This window comes from Streptomyces sp. NA02950, assembly GCF_013364155.1.
In the GTDB taxonomy this organism is placed as follows: domain Bacteria; phylum Actinomycetota; class Actinomycetes; order Streptomycetales; family Streptomycetaceae; genus Streptomyces.
This window is the reverse complement of record NZ_CP054916.1, coordinates 5,796,764-5,812,475: the sequence shown is the minus strand read 5'-3', so window position 1 is coordinate 5,812,475 and position 15,712 is coordinate 5,796,764. Positions and strand designations below refer to the sequence as shown.

The window sequence follows — 15,712 nt, the reverse complement described above, 5'->3', positions numbered from 1 at the left end:
AGTCCGAGAAGCCGGCACCGGGCGGGTGCCGGTCACCAGGAAGGGCTCCCTCCCCATCTCCGCCCCGCAGGCCCCGGTCCCCCCATCCGGGGCCTGCGTCATGTCTTTTGAGGCCCGGTCTCTTCCCCCCAGCTACCGCTGGGGGGTGCCCCCGGCCGGTGGCTGTGGTCAACCCGCCGCGGTGTCGCCGTACTTGGTGTCCGCGGCCGGGTCCAGCGCCAGCCGGTAGCCGCGTTTGACCACGGTCTGGATGAGCTTCGGGGCGCCCAGCGCGCTGCGCAGCCGGGCCATCGCGGTCTCCACCGCGTGCTCGTCGCGCCCGGCTCCCGGCAGCGCGCGCAGCAGTTCGGCGCGGGAGACCACCCAGCCCGGACGGCGGGCCAGCGCGCGCAGCAGCGCCATGCCCGCGGGCGGCACGGTGCGCAGCTCGCCATCGACCACCGCGGCGTGGCCGCGGATCTCCAGCCGCCGCCCGGCCACCGGCAACGGCCGTACTCGGCCGGGAAGTTCATGGGCCAGCAGCTGTACGAGCGGGCCGAGCCGGAACCGTTCGGGCTGGCTGGTCGGAATGTCGTGGGCCTCCAGCGGCAGCGCGGTCACCGGACCGACGCACGCGGGCAGCACGTCGTGGCGCAGGGCGTCGATCAACTCCGCGCGTATCCCCCGCTGTTCGGCCCGGTCCAGCAGACTCGCGGCGGCGGGCGCGCTGGTGAAGGTGACGGCCTCCAGGGCACGGGCGACGGTGGCGTCCAGCAGCCGGTCGACGGGCGCGATGTCCTCCGGCGGCATCCACCGGTAGACCGGCACCCCGACCACCTCCGCTCCACCGGCGCGCAGCGCCTCCACGAAGCCGGGCAGCGGTTCGCCGTGCAGCTGGACGGCGACCCGACGGCCGTCGACGCCCTCCTCCAGCAGCCGGTCCAGCACCTCGGCCATCGACTCCGAGGCCGGTGACCACTCCTCGGTGAGCCCGGCGGCGCGGATCGCCCCGCGCACCTTGGGCCCGCGGGCCAGCAGCCGGACCCCGCGCAGCCGGTCGAGCAGCGCCTCGCCCAGCCCCCAGCCGTCGGCCGCCTCGACCCAGCCGCGGAAGCCGATGGCGGTGGTCGCCACGACCACGTCGGGGGTGTGGCCGAGCAGCCGCTTGGTGGCCGCGAGCAGCTCGGAGTCGTCGGCGAGCGGCACGATGCGCAGCGCGGGCGCGTGCATCACCTCGGCGCCGCGGCGCCGCAGCAGGGCGCCGAGCTCGTCCGCCCGGCGGGCCGCGGTGACACCCACGGTGAACCCGGCCAGCGGGCCCACGGGAGCGTCCTCGGCGGTCGCGCCGCGGAGCGGCGGACGGCGTACGCCGACCCCGCCCGCCGCCGCGGTGGTCTGGTCTCGGTGCATGGCTCTCGTCCCGATTCACTGTCGTATGGGCCCCTCCGGATTCCGCATCCTGCCCCCGTCCCGTGACGGTCGCGGTTCGCGGAGGTTACCCAGGTGTAACGGGGTGTACGGCCGACGGCTTCCCGCCGGCCGCACACCCCGCGCGCGGGCGGCGGGCCCGCGGCGCTCAGATGTCCGCGTAGACGGGTTGCCGCTGGTCCCGCGGTTCATGCGGCCCGGCCGTCCGCGCACCGTCCCCGGCGGCCGCGGGCGCTGCGCTCCCGCCCCCGGCCGCGGCGGGCACGGCCGCCGTGCGGGCCCTGCGCAGGTATACGGCCCAGGTGACCGCGGAGCAGAGGGCGTAGTAGGCGAGGAAGGAGACGAAGGCGGGGGTGCCCGAGTGGGTGGTCAGGAACGACTGCCGGAAGGCCAGGTTGATGCCGAGACCGCCGAGCGCGCCGACCGCCCCGATGAGCCCCATGGAGGCGCCCGACAGCCGCCGTCCGTAGGCCGCGGCCTGCTCCCCCGCCAGACCGCGGGCGACCGCCTTCGCCTGGAAGATGCCCGGGATCATCTTGTAGGTGGAGCCGTTGCCCAGGCCGCTGAGGACGAACAGGGCGATGAAGCCGGTGAGGAAGACGCCCAGCGACTTATGGGCGGAGGCGTAGACGACCAGAAGCGACGCGGCACCCATGGCGAGGAAGTTCCACAGCGTGATCTTCGCGCCGCCGTAGATGTCGGCGAGGCGGCCGCCGACGGGGCGGATCAGAGAGCCCAGCAGGGGGCCGATGAAGGTGAGCGAGGCGGCCTGGAGCGGAGTGCGGTCGAACTGGTTCTGGAGCACCAGACCGAAGGCGAAGCTGTAGCCGATGAACGAGCCGAAGGTGCCGATGTAGAGGAACGACATGATCCAGGTGTGGGCGTCCCTGGCCGCCTCCTTGGCCGCTCCGGTGTCGTTCCTCACCGGCGCCAGGTTGTCCATGAACACCGCCGCGAGGGCCGCCGCCACCACGACCAGCGGGATGTAGACGGCCAGCAGCAGCCGCGGGTGCCCGGCGCCCGCGGTGCCGATCACCAGCAGAGCGGCCAGCTGGATCACGGCCACGCCGACATTGCCGCCGCCCGCGTTGAGGCCGAGCGCCCAGCCCTTCTTGCGCAGCGGATAGAAGGAGTTGATGTTGGTCATGGAGGAGGCGAAGTTGCCGCCGCCCACTCCGGTGAGCGCCGCCACCACCATGAAGGTGGTGTACGAGGTGCCGGGCTTCATCACCACGGCGGCCGCGATGGTGGGCAGGAGCAGCATCCCGGCGCTGATGACCGTCCAGTTGCGGCCGCCGAAGCGCGCGACCGCGAAGGTGTACGGCACCCGCAGGATCCCGCCGATCAGCGTCGGCACGGCGACCAGGAAGAACTTGCCGGCCGGGTCCACCCCGTACTCGGGCCCCATGAACAGGACCATCACCGACCACAGGCTCCAGACGGAGAAGCCGATGTGTTCGGAGAGGATGGAGAAGACCAGGTTGCGGGTGGCGGTCCGGCGGCCGGTCTCCTTCCAGAAGGTCTCGTCCTCAGGGTCCCACTGCTCGATCCAGCGGCCCCCCTTGCGTGCGGTGGTGGTCGGGGCAGTCATCGCGGCGCCTCCACGGTGCTCGGTGTTGCTGACCGACGCTAGGGACGGCGCATTACCGGGCTGTGGCGGCAGGTGACACCGACGAAACCTTGCTCTCACCTGGCGGGGGGCGGGGCGGTGAGGGTGCGCACCACTTCGAACGTTCCGAGAGCGGCATGATCATGCATCTGGCCTACGACGATGTCACCACTCCGTGCCACGGCCCGGCGCCCTGAGAGGCGCCGTATCGCCGCTGATCAGCACATCTCGTCGGTTCCCCCAGGGAGCCAGGCGTTGTGCGGGCGGTCCAGCCAGCGGTGCCGGGCGCCGAGGTCGTGGGCGGCGGCGAGCAGGGCCGTCAGCCCGGGGTGGCGCAGGCCCTTGCGCCAGACGATGGAGACCGGTGAGAGCGGGACCGGGTCGATGAGCGGGCGCAGCACCATACCGGGCAGATCGATGAACACCTCGGTCGCCAGCACCGACCAGCGCCGCTTGGTCACCACGCGGATGAACTCCGCGTCGCCCTCGATCTCCGGGAACGGTTCGGCCATCGCGATGCCGCGTCCCGCGAACAGCTGCCGGGCCAGGTCCGTCCACTCGGCGGTGGCGGCGTTGCCCGCGGCGGCGTAGAGGGTCTCGCCCGCGAGGGCGGCCAGCGGGATCCGCTCCCGGCGGGCGAGGGGATGGTCCTCGCGCAGCACGACGGCGATCCGCTCGTAGCGCACCGGGCGGTGCTCGAGACCGGCCAGCACGGCCGGTTCCAGGCCCAGGGCGCGGCCGAAGGAGACGTCCAGGCGCCCGGTGAGCAGTTCGGCGGCGGCGCCGGTCAGCCCGCTGTGGTAGCGGGCCACCAGCTCGGTGTCGGCGGCGAGCCGCCGCCGCGCCTCGTCCAGCACCCGGGCGCCGGTGCTGACCGGCGCGCCCACGTCCACCAGCAGCGGACGGCCGGTGCCGCCGCCCACGGCGGCGGCCAGCTCGTCCTGCGCCGCGAGCACCCGTCGTGCGTACGGCAGCAGCCGCTCGCCCTCGGCGGTCAGCGCGACCTGTCGGGTGGTCCGGACGAACAGCTCCGCGCCCAGCTCCCGTTCCAGCCTGCGGATGTCGCGGCTCAGCGCCTGCTGGGCCACGTAGAGGCGGGCGGCGGCACGGGTGAAGTGCAGCTCGTCGGCGACGGCGGCGAAGGCCCGCAGCAGCCGCGGTTCGATGTCCCGGTTCACCCCACCATATTGACAACCCAGATGCGTCAATGGGGCCCGATCAGGTGTTGGACGGGACACGCGGGCGGCCGGGACCGTAAAGGAGTGATCCTTTTCCTTGCCTCCCGGCCCGTCGTCCGCCGTGTCCCGCCGCCCCGCCGCCGGGTGCGCCGCCCCGCCCGTCGCCCGGCCCGCCGCGGCGGGTTCCTCGCCCCGTACCGACGGCTTTTCGCCGCCCCCGGGGCGGCGGCCTTCACGCTGGCGGCGTTCGTCGGACGGCTGCCGGGGGCGATGCTCGGCGTCGCCAACGTGCTCATGATCGCCATCGCACGGGACTCCTACGCGCTGGCGGGTGCCGTCTCGGCGACCGGGGTGGCGGTCACGGCGGTGACCGGGCCGCTGCTCGGGCGGCTGGTGGACCGGCACGGCCAGGCGAGGGTCGCGGTGCCCGCCGTGGCGGTGTTCGCGCTGGGCTCCACCGCGATGGTGCTGTGCGTCCACCACGACGCCCCGGCGTGGGCGCTGTTCCTGTGCGCCGCGGGCTCCTCCGGTGTCCCCAGCCTCGGTTCGATGACCCGCGCCCGCTGGGCCGCGCTGCACCACGACAACGCGGCCGCCCGGCACACGGCCGCCTCGTTCGAGCAGGTCGTGGACGAGGTGTGCTTCATGGTGGGCCCGGCGCTGGCCATGGTGCTGTGCACGACGGTCTTCCCGGAGGCCGGGCTGCTCACGGCGGCGGCGCTGCTGGTGACCGGCACCCTGCTGTTCGCCGCCCAGCGCCGCACCGAGCCGCCGCCGCACCCGCGCCCCGCCGCCGGGGAGCGCGCCGTCCCGCTGACGCGCACCCCGGGGCTGTGGGCGCTGCTGCTCACCTTCCTGGCGACGGGCGCGGTGTTCGGCTCCATGGAGGTCGCGACGGTCGCCACCGTACGGTCCCTCGGCGGCGCCGAGGCGAGCAGCGCCGTCCTCGCCCTCCAGGCGGCCGGATCCTGCGTGGCGGGGCTGGCCTTCGGGGCGCTTCCGCTGCGCGGCGCCCTGCCCACCCGCTTCATGGCGGGGGTGGCCGCCATGGCCGTGGCGGTCCTGCCGCTGCTGGCGGCGGACAGCTTGGCGACGCTGGCCCCGCTGCTCTTCCTCGCGGGCATGGCCACGGCCCCCACGATGATCACCGGGATGTCCCTGGTCCACCGGCTGGTCCCGGCCGCCCGTCTCAACGAGGGGATGACGACGGTCTACACCGGCCTGCTCATCGGCATCTCCGCGGGCGCGGCGGCAGGCGGCTGGACCGCCGACCACCTGGGCCCCACCTCCGCCTACACCACCCCGGCGTCAGCCGCCGCCCTCGCCCTGGCGGCTGCCCTGTCGGGTCGGCGCGCCGCCCACCACCGGGCCCAGGCGGTGACCTGACACCGCATCGGACGGGCGGGACGGTACGCGTGCGGCCACCGGGCCGGAGGCTGAGGCGGTGACCCGCCCACGGGCCGGGGGACCGACACGCACGGCCCGCCCCCGGCCCGCATCACCCGGCCTCGACCGCCACCCTCGCCCTGGCAGGAGCCCTGTCGGGTCGGCGCGCCGCCCACCGCCGGGCCCAGGCGGTGACCTGACACCGCATCGGACGGGCGGGACGGTACGCGTGCGGCCACCGGGCCGGAGGCTGAGGCGGTGACCCGCCCACGGGCCGGGGGACCGACACGCACGGCCCGCCCCCGGCCCGCATCACCCGGCCTCGACCGCCACCCTCGCCCTGGCAGGAGCCCTGTCGGGTCGGCGCGCCGCCCACCACCGGGCCCAGGCGGTGACCTGACACCGCATCGGACGGGCGGGACGGTACGGGTGCGGCCACCGGGCCGGAGGCTGAGGCGGTGACCCGCCCACGGGCCGGGGGACCGACACGCACGGCCCGCCCCCGGCCCGGGACGTACGCCACGGCCCGGCGCATCGCGGGCGGCTCGTCGGCCGGGCCGTCGCGATGGGCTCGGCCATGAGCGGCGGAACCCACGCCATGACGAGGCCGACACACTGCCCACCCCGGTCAGCCCACGGGCATGGCCGACCGCCGGGCCGATCCGGTGTCACGACCGCACCGGCCCGGCCGGGCCAGGACAGGCGCCCCGGGCCGCCTGACGAGGACGCTCGTCCGGCGCCGGGTCTCGCGCCCTCGCCCCCGGCCGGGAGGCCCACCCGCTGGGCCGATGGGGGCAACTCCTGGGTGTGGGGGCGCGGGTGGCGGGCGCGGCGGCGCTACGGTGCGGTTTTCGCGCCCGGACGTCGAACCGCCGCTACCCGAGGGGACGTACGTATTCGTGACTGGCACCGCCGCCCGGCCCCACCGCCGCCGCGCGGCCCTCCGCGCACTCGCCGCATCCGCCCTGGCCGCCGCCCTGTTGACCGGTCTCACGCCGACGGGCCCGACCCCGGCCGGGGCGCACACCGGCCATCCGTTCCGCGATCCGCGGCTTCCGCCGCGCGAGCGCGTGGACGATCTGCTGCACCGGCTCACGCTGGACGAGAAGATCTCCCTGCTCCACCAGTACCAGCCCGCCATCCCCCGCCTCGGCATCCGGTCGTTCAAGACCGGCACCGAGGCCCTGCACGGAGTGGCCTGGCTGGGCGAGGCCACCGTCTTTCCGCAGGCGATCGGGCTCGCCTCGGCCTGGGACCCCGCGCTCGTCAGGCGGGTCGGCTCGGCCGTGGGCGACGAGACCCGCGGCTTCCAGCGGGAGCGTCCGCCCGGCTGGGGGCTCAACGTCTGGGCGCCGGTGGTCAATCTGCTGCGCGATCCGCGCTGGGGCCGCAACGAGGAGGGCTACTCCGAGGACCCGTTCCTCACCGGCGCCATCTCCACCGCCTACGGCAAGGGGCTGGAGGGCGACGACCCCTCCCACCTCAAGACCGCCCCCACCCTGAAGCACTACCTCGCCAACAACAACGAGGTGAACCGCACCACCACCTCCTCCGACCTCCGCCCCCGCGTGAAGCACGAGTACGACGAGGGCGCGTTCAGGCCCGCGATCGCCGCGGATGCCGCGACCGGGGTGATGTCGGCGTACAACCTGGTCAACGGACGCCCCAACACGGTCAATCCGGACCTCGACAACACCGTGCGCCGCTGGACCAAGCGCGATCTGTTCCATGTCACCGACGCCCAGGCGCCGGGCAATCTGCTGCCCGGGGTGCAGAACTACTACGCCACCCCCGCCGAGGCGGACGCCGCCGCGCTGAAGGCGGGCATCGACAGCTTCACCAACGACAACACCGACCCCGGCCCCACCCGGGCCGCGCTCCACAGCGCGCTGGACCAGGGGCTGATCACCGTCGCGGACGTGGACCGGGCCGTCCGGCACACGCTCTCGCTGCGGATCCGGCTGGGCGAGTTCGACCCCGGCGGCGGCCCCTACGGCGAGATCGGCCCGTCGGTCATCAACAGCCCGGCCCACCGCGCGCTGGCGCGGAAGACGGCGGCCAAGGCGATGGTGCTGCTGGAGAACCGGAACAGGACGCTTCCGCTGGATCCCGCGCGCGCCGAGCGGATCGCGGTCGTCGGCCCGCTGGCCGACACCCTCTACACCGACTGGTACTCCGGCACCCTGCCCTACCGGGTCACCCCGAAGAAGGGCATCGCCGAGCGGCTGGCGCGGTCCGGATCCGGCACCGTCACCAGCCGCGAGGGCGTGGACCGCATCGCCCTGCGGAACGCCGCGACCGGCCGCTACATCACCGCGGGCAGCGGCGCCGCCGGGGCCCCGCTCCAGGAGAGCGCCACCTCGGACGGGGAGGCCGAGCAGTTCGACGTCTTCGACTGGGGCGGCGGGGTGGCGGCCCTGCGCGCCGTCGCCAACGGCCGGTACGTCGGGCTGCGCGACGGCGTCTTCGTCAACGACCAGACCGAGCCCAACGGCTGGTTCGTCCAGCAGCAGTTCCGGCTGGAGCGGCAGCCCGACGGCACGTATCTGCTGCGCTACGCGGGCTACGACGCGGAGGAGAGCTGGTTCGGCGACAAGAAGTACCTCACGGCCCGCGACGACGGCACCCTCGCCCTCGTCACCGCCGAGAACGCCACCCACTACACCCGGGAGGTGCGGCGCGACGGGGCGCGGGAGGCCGCCGACGCGGCGCGCGGCGCGGACGCCGCGGTCGTCGTGGTCGGTTCGATGCCGCTCATCAACGGCAAGGAGGACCACGACCGCACCGACATGGGCCTCGCCCGGCAGCAGGAGAAGATGGTCAGGGCGGTCAGGCGGGCCAACCCGCGCACCGTCGTGGTGGTCGAGAACAGCTACCCCACCACCCTGAACTGGGAGCAGGAGCACGCCCCGGCCCTGCTGTGGACCACCCACGCCGGCCAGGAGACCGGCCACGCCCTCGCCGACGTCCTCTTCGGCGGGGTGAACCCGGCCGGACGGCTCACCCAGACCTGGTACCGCTCGCAGCGGGACCTGCCGAGCATCCTCGACTACGACATCATCCGGTCCGACCGCACCTACCAGTACTTCCGCGGCCGTCCGCTCTACCCCTTCGGCCACGGCCTGTCGTACACCGACTTCCGCTACGGCCAGGTGAAGCGGGTGCCGGGCGGGGTCGAGGTCCCGGTCACCAACACCGGCTCCCGGGCGGGCGACGAGGTCGTCCAGCTCTACGCCCATCAGCGGGTCTCCCGGGACGAGCAGCCGCGGCTGCGGCTGCGGGCGTTCCGGCGGGTGTCCCTGGAACCCGGCCGGACGAAGACGGTCCGGCTGCCGCTGCGAGCCGCCGACCTGGCGCACTGGGATGTCACCCGGCGTCGCTGGGTCGTGGAGAGCGGCGTCTACGACCTGATGGTGGGCGCCTCCTCGGCCGACATCCGCACCCGCACGGCGTGGCCGGTACGCGGCGAGACGATCCCGGCCCGCGATCTGTCACGCCGCACGCGGGCGGCGGACTTCGACGACTACGCGGGCACCCGGCTGGCCGACGCCTCCAAGGTGCGCGGTGACGCGGTCGCCGCGGGCCCGGACGGCGGGCGCCTGGTCTTCCGCGACGCGGACCTGGGCAGGGGCGCGACGACGTTCACCGTACGGGCGGCGAAGGAGACCCCGGGCACGTCCACGGTGCAGGTCCGCCTCGACTCCCCGACCGGCCCGCCGGCCGCCACGGCCCGCATCCCGAGCACGGGCTCCCGCTACACCTACCGCACGGTGACCACCCCCCTGACCGCCGCGGCGCGCCGCCGCGACGTCTACCTCCTCCTCGGCAAGGGCCTCCGCCTCACCACGTTCTCGCTCCGCTGACACCAGGGACACCCCCGCCGCGGCCCGCGGGCGGGCCCGGACCCCAGCGGTGCCGGGCCCACGCCGGGCCGAGGGCGCGCCGTCGGGGCTCGGCGGCGCGCCACGCCGCGCCTCAGCAGGGGCTCGGCTTGGACCAGGCGCATTCCAGGTTCTGGGGGCCGGCCGAGCGGGCCGGGCGGCGGGGGCGGGTCGGCTCCGCGCCGTCCTTGCCGGACCTCGCCAGCGTGACCACGATCGCGTCCTCCAGGCTCTTCACCGACGGCGCGAGGTAGTTGTTGAGCACGACGCTGTAGACCAGCTCCCGGCCGTCCGCGTCGGTGACGTACCCGGAGAGCGCGGAGGCCCCGGTCAGGGTGCCGGTCTTGCCTCGCGCGTTGCCCGCGGCCGGGGTGCCGCACATCCGGGTGCGCAGGGTGCCGCCCACGAAGCGGTCGGGGTCGCAGGCCACCGGCAGCGAGGCGTACCAGTCGGCGTACCAGGGCTGGTGCCGTACCGACAGCAGCAGATCGCTGAAGTGCCCGGCCGCGACGTTGTCCATCCGGGACAGCCCCGAGCCGTCGACCTGGCGCAGCGAGCCGACGTCCACACCCTGTTTCTTCAGCCAGTCGGAGATACCGGTCAGACCGGCGGTCCAGGTGCCGCGCCCCGCCGTCTGGTATCCGATGGCCTTGGTGAGCACCTCGGCGTGGATGTTGTTGGACAGCTTCATGAACGGGATCAGCAGCCGCTTCAGCGGCATGGAGCGGTGGGCGGCGAGCGGCCGGGCGTCGTCCGGGGCGGCCCGGCCCAGCCGGGTGTCACCGGCGACGCGCACCCCGTGCCGTTCCAGCGCGTCGGCGAAGACGGCGGCGGCGTAGCCGGTGGGCTCCCAGACGCTGACCCACTCCTTGGCGGCGGCCGCCCCGGCGGGGACGCTCCCGCTGAGGATGATGGTGTTGGAGCCGTGGCCGCGCTCCACGGTGAGGGTGCTGCCGCTGTCCGCGGCGCCGGTGGTGGCGCGGTTCTCGATGCGCACGTACGAGGTCTTCGGGGTGAGCGTGACCGTCGGCCGGGCACCGGGCCGGTCGCCCGGAGCGGTTTCGACGATGACGCTGCCCGCGTCGTAGTCCGTGTCCGGCGCCACGCTCAGCGCCGAGATCTGGGCCGCGTAGTAGGACGACTCGTCGTCGGCGGCCCAGGAGCGGCCGACCCGCTGGGCGTCGAACCGGGTGTCGTCGGCGATCAGCCGCCCGGTCACCCGGCGGATCCCGGCGTCGGCGACCGACGTGGCCAGCCGCTCGTAGTCGGCGGCGAGCAACGTCGGATCACCGGTACCGCGGAGGTACAGATCGCCGCGGAGCACCCGGCCGTGGCGGGTGCCGTCGGTCAGCACATCGGTGCGGAAGCGGTGGTCGGGGCCGAGCACCCCCATGGCGGCGGCGGAGGTGAGCAGCTTGGTGTTGGAGGCGGGCATCAGCCGGTCGTCGGGCCGGTGCCGGTAGAGCACGGCGCCGCTCCCGGCGTCGGCGACCACCACCCCGGCGGCGCCGCCCTTCATCAGCGGGTCGTCGAGGATGGTGTCGATGGCCCCGCCGAGCCCGGGGCGGGAGGTGTCCGCACCGGCCGGGGAGCTCCAGCTGAGCGTGCAGGCCAACCCGATGACCATGGGGACAACGGGCCAGATCCAGGCGCGCGTACGGCGGTTCACGCGACTCTCAGGTCTCCTCATGCCACCGGAGCATCCCGCACCGGGGGCCCGGGCGACAGGGCGCGGTCAGTCCCGGCGCAGCAGCGTGGCGATGACCGAGTCCAGATAGCCGGGCCGCTCCGCGTCGGCCGGAAGTGTCCGCGGCACCGCGTGGACCAGCTGGGTGTGGCCGAGATAGGCGGTGTACGCCAGCAGGCCGCGGCGGCGGGCGTCGTCCGGCGGGAAGCCCAGCTCGGTGAAGAGCTGCGCCAGATAGCCGATCCTGCGCTCGCTCACCCGCCCCAGCGCCGCGGGGACCTGCGGATGGGCGGCGGTGGCCAGCAGGGACACCTCGAGCGGGTCGTCCGCGGCGGCCGCGGTCGCCTCCGCGAAGAGCCTGCGCAGCCGCCGCTCGGGATCCGGTTCGTGCTCCAGCTCGGTGATGATCGCCTCGGTGGAGATCTCCTCCCACCGTGCGAGCGCGGCCTCGATCAGCGCCTCCCGATGGGGGAAGTGCCAGTAGAAGCTGCCTTTGGTGGCTCCCAGACGGGTGGCCAGCGGTTCGACCGCGACCGCCGCGAGCCCGCCTTCGCCGATGACGGTGAGCGCCGCGTCCGCCCAGTCCCGCGCGCTCAGCCGCCGCTTCGCGCCGTCCTCCCGGGGGGCCCTCGCTCGCCGCTGCACCATGACCATACGGTACCGTACGGTAAAACATACGGCAGCGTATGGAGGTGCACAGTACGCATGCGTACGGTCCGCAACATCCACGAACGCACCATCGAGGCCCCGGCCGAAGCGGTCGGGGCCCTGCTCGACCAGCTCTCCTCGGAGTACGATCCGATCTGGCCGAGCCCGGCCTGGCCACCGATGCGCTTCGACCGCCCGCTCGGCGTCGGCGCCGAGGGCGGCCATGGCTTCGTCCGCTACACGGTCAGCGCCTACGAGCCGGGCCGACGGGTCCGGTTCGACTTCGCGCCGGGGGACAACGGCTTCCACGAACTGGTCGTCGAACCGCTGGAACCCGGCCGCTGCCGGGTCCGCCACGTACTGGAACAGCGGCAGCGCGGCGCGCACCTGCTGGTGTGGGCCCTGGCCATCCGCTGGGCGCATGACACCGTGGTCGAGGAGATCTTCGACAACATCGAGCGGGTGGCGGCCGGGACGCACCGGGCTCCCCTCCTCTGGTCGCCATGGGTCCGGCTGCTCAACCGGGTGCTGTGGGCCAGGCCGGTCGCGGCACCGATACCGGCCGCCGCCCGGCTGGCCCGCGCGGCCTTCGAGCGGACCGACTTCTCCGACGCCTGGTGCATGGAACTCGCCCCGGGGATGCCGCGGGACCCGGAGTCATGGCGGGGCGTGCTGCGCGGCGCCCCCTTCCCCGTCGTGGGCCGCGCGGACGGCGAAGTGCTGCTGGGCGAGGACGCCGGACACCTGGACTTCCGGGCGTCCATCCTCGTCGAGTCCGGCCAGGTCACCCTCAGCACGGTCGTACGGACGCACAACGCACGCGGCCGCCTCTACTTCGGCGTGGTCAGACGCATACACCCGGTGATGGCCCGGCTGATGCTCCGCCGAACCCACCGCCGACTGGCGCTGGCCGCGCCGAGCGCGGGCGAACGGGCGCTACGGGCAGGTCGGTGAAGCCGGTGCGACAATCGAGTAGGAGGGACGGGTCGCCCGTCCCTCCTCTCACACCACCGGACATGCGGGCCACGCATCCGGCGGTTCATCCAGCTGATCTCAACCGTTGCCAGGTCGGCTTGAGCGTGCGCAGACCAAGATCGTCCCAGTAGGCATTGGGCAGTGCCCGCGCAAGGACGGGAGACCCCGCGACCCGCCAGTAGCCCTTGCTGGTGCCTCCCCATTCACGGGAGAGCCGCTCGCTGATGCCGAGCTTTCGCAGCATGGCCTGGCGCGTCCTGGGACGCTTCCATTCCTTCCAGCGGATCTGCCGCATCCTGCGGCGGAACCACTCGTCCAGGTCCCGGAACGCCCTGGAGGCATCCGAGATCCGGAAGTAGCCCATCCACCCGGTCATGAACCGGTCGATCTTCGCGATCCGTTCGTCCATCGCGATGCTCCACCGGCGTGAGGTCAGCTCCCGGATCTTCGCCTTCCAGCGCGCCAGCGCCTTCGGGTCAATCCGGATCCTGACCCCGTTCCGGGTGAAGTAGAAGCCGAACCCCAGCAGCATGGCGGCGGACGCTCGGACAACTCTTGACTTCTCCCGGTTGACCTTCAGTTTCAACCGCTGCTCGACCACAGCCGTGACCGAGGCAAGCACCCTGTGGGCGGCCCGTTCGCTCCGCACGAAGACGCGCACATCGTCGGCGTAACGCACGAACCGGTGACCGCGCCTGAACAGCTCCCGGTCCAGGTCGTCGAGCATGACGTTCGACAAGACGGGCGAAAGCGGCGACCCCTGCGGGGTTCCCTCCGCACTCGGCATCTTCACGCCGTCCACCATGATCCCGGCTTCCAGGTACCTGCGGATCAACTTCAAGACCCTGCGGTCACTGACTTTCCGCGCGACCCGCGCCATCAGGACATCGTGCTGAACCCGGTCGAAGAACCGGTCCAGATCAAGGTCCACGACCCACCGGTGGCCGTCCTCGATCGCCCGCCTCGCGACCCTGACCGCCTGATGAGCGGACCGGCCGGGACGGAACCCGAAGGACGACCCCGAAAACTGCGGGTCGAAAACGGGCACGAGCACTTGCGCGATAGCCTGCTGGATCAAGCGGTCCAGCACCCGCGGCACCCCCAGCATCCGCTCACCGCCGCCAGGCTTCGGGATGATCACCTGACGGACCGGCGCCGGCCGGTAAGTGCCCGCATCGAGCTCAGCCCGGACAACGGGCCAGTGCACCAGCAACCACGGACGAAGCTCCGCCGTGGTCATCCCGTCCACCCCGGGAGCCCCCCGGTTCGCTTCGACGCGGTTGAGCGCCGCGAGCAGGTTCTCCTTCGAGAGCATCAACTCCCACAAGGCGGGTTCCTGTTCGCGGTGAACGTCTTCCGTGAGACGCGCCGACCGGACACTACGCTCCGCCAGGACATCGCCGGAATGCACCGGTCCCTCCCCGGACGGCACCACTGACGCGGACTTGCTGCGGTCATCGTGCCCGGCACGAGCAGACATCACATCACCCGTTCCACTCGATGTTCGGCCCTTCCCAGCCCGCCGCACTCACGGCCACCCCGGCTGGTACTACGACCTCTGCTGACTTCTGCCCGGTCAGCCCGCACCTTCCAGTGCGGACCGTCGGCGCGGCGGCACCTCAGCACAACCGACACCCGGACAGACCTCCCCGGATAAGAACGATCACTGTCCCTGGACCGCTGCCGCGTTTACGCACTGGCCTTCTTGGCAGTGACGGGCTTCACCCTCGTCGGCGGGCTCACCCGACCAGCACGCCTCATACACGGTTCGTGTTCCTCAGTGCCCAGGTCTCGCCTCGGGCTTCCTCCCGACCCCACCTCACGATGACGCCGTTGCCTCCGGCTCGGGGTTAGCACCACCTCTTCCCCCAGGGGACTTCCACCCCCAAGCAATCGCCCATGCCGGGCATACCGACGAAGGCCCCGCCTTCCGGCGGGGCCTTCGTCGCATGGGATGAGTGGAGATGGCGGGAATCGAACCCGCGTCCACCGGTGCGGAAACAGGGCTTCTCCGAGCGCAGTCCGCTGTGCTTTTCTCGGCCCCGGAGATCACACGGACAAGTCTCCGACGGGCTCAGTCACTGTTTGTTTTCCCGCTAACCCCCGTGACCGGGGCTAACGGTGGAGTTCCCTAGCTGATGCCAGGATCCGGGTCGGGAACATCCCCGGGCTGACACTTCGCATGTCGCTACTTAGGCAGCGAGGGCGAAGGAATCGCGCTTGGTGTTGGCGATTATTGGTTTCGGCATATGGTTTACGAGATCATTGCCGCTTCCTCGGCTCGCTTCCCCTGCTTCGACAGCCGCTGTCGAAACCGATCATCCCCATGTGGTGTTTTCAAGGTGACACCCACCCCGCAGGGGGTGTGCGTGCAGCCATCATAGGTGAACAACGCGCGACGCTGCCACATCATTCCCGCTGTGGCAGCAGCCAGGCAGCACAGGTCAGGCCCGCTGGCGGCGGCGGGCGGCGGAGATCGCGCGCTCGGCGTCCCGGCGGTCCTGCTTCTCGCGGAGGGTCTGCCGCTTGTCGTAGTCCTTCTTGCCCTTGGCGAGGGCGATCTCGACCTTGGCCCGGCCGTCCTTGAAGTACAGGGCCAGCGGGACGAGCGTATGCCCGGTCTCCTGGGTCTTGCCGAGCAGCTTGTCGATCTCCGCCCGGTGCAGCAGCAGCTTCCGCCTGCGCCGCGCGGAGTGGTTGGTCCAGGTCCCCTGGCTGTACTCGGGGATGTGCACGTTGTGCAGCCACGCCTCGCCGCCGTCGAGCTGGGCGAAGCCGTCCGCGAGCGAGGCCCGCCCCTGGCGCAGCGACTTCACCTCGGTCCCGGTGAGCACCAGACCGCACTCGTACGTGTCCAGGATGTGGTAGTCGTGCCGCGCCTTCTTGTTCTGCGCGATCAGCTTGCGACCCGTCTCTTTAGCCATAGCGCTGACATTCTCGC

The 15,712-nt window shown here is 72.8% G+C and carries 10 protein-coding genes and 1 other RNA gene; 3 read left to right on the top strand and 8 right to left on the bottom strand.

Annotated elements, in window-relative coordinates; genetic code table 11:
* Positions 1 to 168 precede the first annotated feature (168 nt).
* The 3 genes from HUT19_RS25350 to HUT19_RS25340 all read right to left on the bottom strand — a co-directional run bounded on the left by HUT19_RS25350 (position 169) and on the right by HUT19_RS25340 (position 4,194).
* On the bottom strand, positions 169 to 1,389 hold the full coding sequence (locus HUT19_RS25350; protein WP_254885777.1) for a uroporphyrinogen-III synthase: 1,221 nt from the start codon (positions 1,387 to 1,389) through the stop codon (positions 169 to 171).
* A gap of 166 nt (positions 1,390 to 1,555) precedes the next feature.
* The gene (locus HUT19_RS25345) at positions 1,556 to 2,998 is read right to left on the bottom strand and encodes a NarK/NasA family nitrate transporter (RefSeq protein ID WP_176182665.1); all 1,443 of its coding nucleotides are present in this window, start codon (positions 2,996 to 2,998) and stop codon (positions 1,556 to 1,558) included.
* 236 nt (positions 2,999 to 3,234) lie between these two features.
* Positions 3,235 to 4,194, bottom strand: coding sequence for a LysR family transcriptional regulator (locus tag HUT19_RS25340; protein WP_176182664.1), 960 nt, complete (start codon positions 4,192 to 4,194; stop codon positions 3,235 to 3,237).
* A gap of 84 nt (positions 4,195 to 4,278) precedes the next feature.
* On the opposite strand from HUT19_RS25340, the gene HUT19_RS25335 reads away from it, so the two are divergent.
* Positions 4,279 to 5,580: an MFS transporter gene (locus HUT19_RS25335; RefSeq protein WP_254885776.1), complete on the top strand. Its 1,302-nt coding sequence runs from the start codon at positions 4,279 to 4,281 to the stop codon at positions 5,578 to 5,580.
* Between the two features lie 899 nt (positions 5,581 to 6,479).
* Positions 6,480 to 9,443 carry a glycoside hydrolase family 3 protein gene (locus HUT19_RS25330; RefSeq protein ID WP_254885775.1) on the top strand — a complete coding sequence of 988 codons (2,964 nt, stop codon included), beginning with the start codon at positions 6,480 to 6,482 and terminating at the stop codon, positions 9,441 to 9,443.
* A 112-nt stretch (positions 9,444 to 9,555) separates the two neighbouring features.
* Here HUT19_RS25330 and dacB read toward each other — a convergent pair whose 3' ends face one another.
* Positions 9,556 to 11,151: a D-alanyl-D-alanine carboxypeptidase/D-alanyl-D-alanine-endopeptidase gene (gene dacB / locus HUT19_RS25325; protein WP_176182659.1), complete on the bottom strand. Its 1,596-nt coding sequence runs from the start codon at positions 11,149 to 11,151 to the stop codon at positions 9,556 to 9,558.
* A 45-nt stretch (positions 11,152 to 11,196) separates the two neighbouring features.
* On the bottom strand, positions 11,197 to 11,802 hold the full coding sequence (locus tag HUT19_RS25320) for a TetR/AcrR family transcriptional regulator (RefSeq protein ID WP_176182657.1): 606 nt from the start codon (positions 11,800 to 11,802) through the stop codon (positions 11,197 to 11,199).
* A 51-nt stretch (positions 11,803 to 11,853) separates the two neighbouring features.
* Here HUT19_RS25320 and HUT19_RS25315 point away from each other — a divergent pair, with 51 nt between their 5' ends.
* On the top strand, positions 11,854 to 12,750 hold the full coding sequence (locus HUT19_RS25315; protein WP_176182656.1) for a DUF2867 domain-containing protein: 897 nt from the start codon (positions 11,854 to 11,856) through the stop codon (positions 12,748 to 12,750).
* Positions 12,751 to 12,835: 85 nt separating this feature from the next.
* Here HUT19_RS25315 and ltrA read toward each other — a convergent pair whose 3' ends face one another.
* The 3 genes from ltrA to smpB form a co-directional block, all read right to left on the bottom strand.
* Positions 12,836 to 14,086 (bottom strand): group II intron reverse transcriptase/maturase, encoded by a 1,251-nt coding sequence (ltrA, locus tag HUT19_RS25310; protein WP_217712253.1) that lies wholly within the window; start codon positions 14,084 to 14,086, stop codon positions 12,836 to 12,838.
* A gap of 641 nt (positions 14,087 to 14,727) precedes the next feature.
* Positions 14,728 to 15,097, bottom strand: a transfer-messenger RNA (tmRNA) gene (ssrA, locus tag HUT19_RS25305).
* A gap of 118 nt (positions 15,098 to 15,215) precedes the next feature.
* Complete coding sequence (gene smpB / locus HUT19_RS25300) at positions 15,216 to 15,695, bottom strand: SsrA-binding protein SmpB (protein ID WP_176182655.1); 480 nt, start codon at positions 15,693 to 15,695, stop codon at positions 15,216 to 15,218.
* Positions 15,696 to 15,712: the final 17 nt, after the last annotated feature.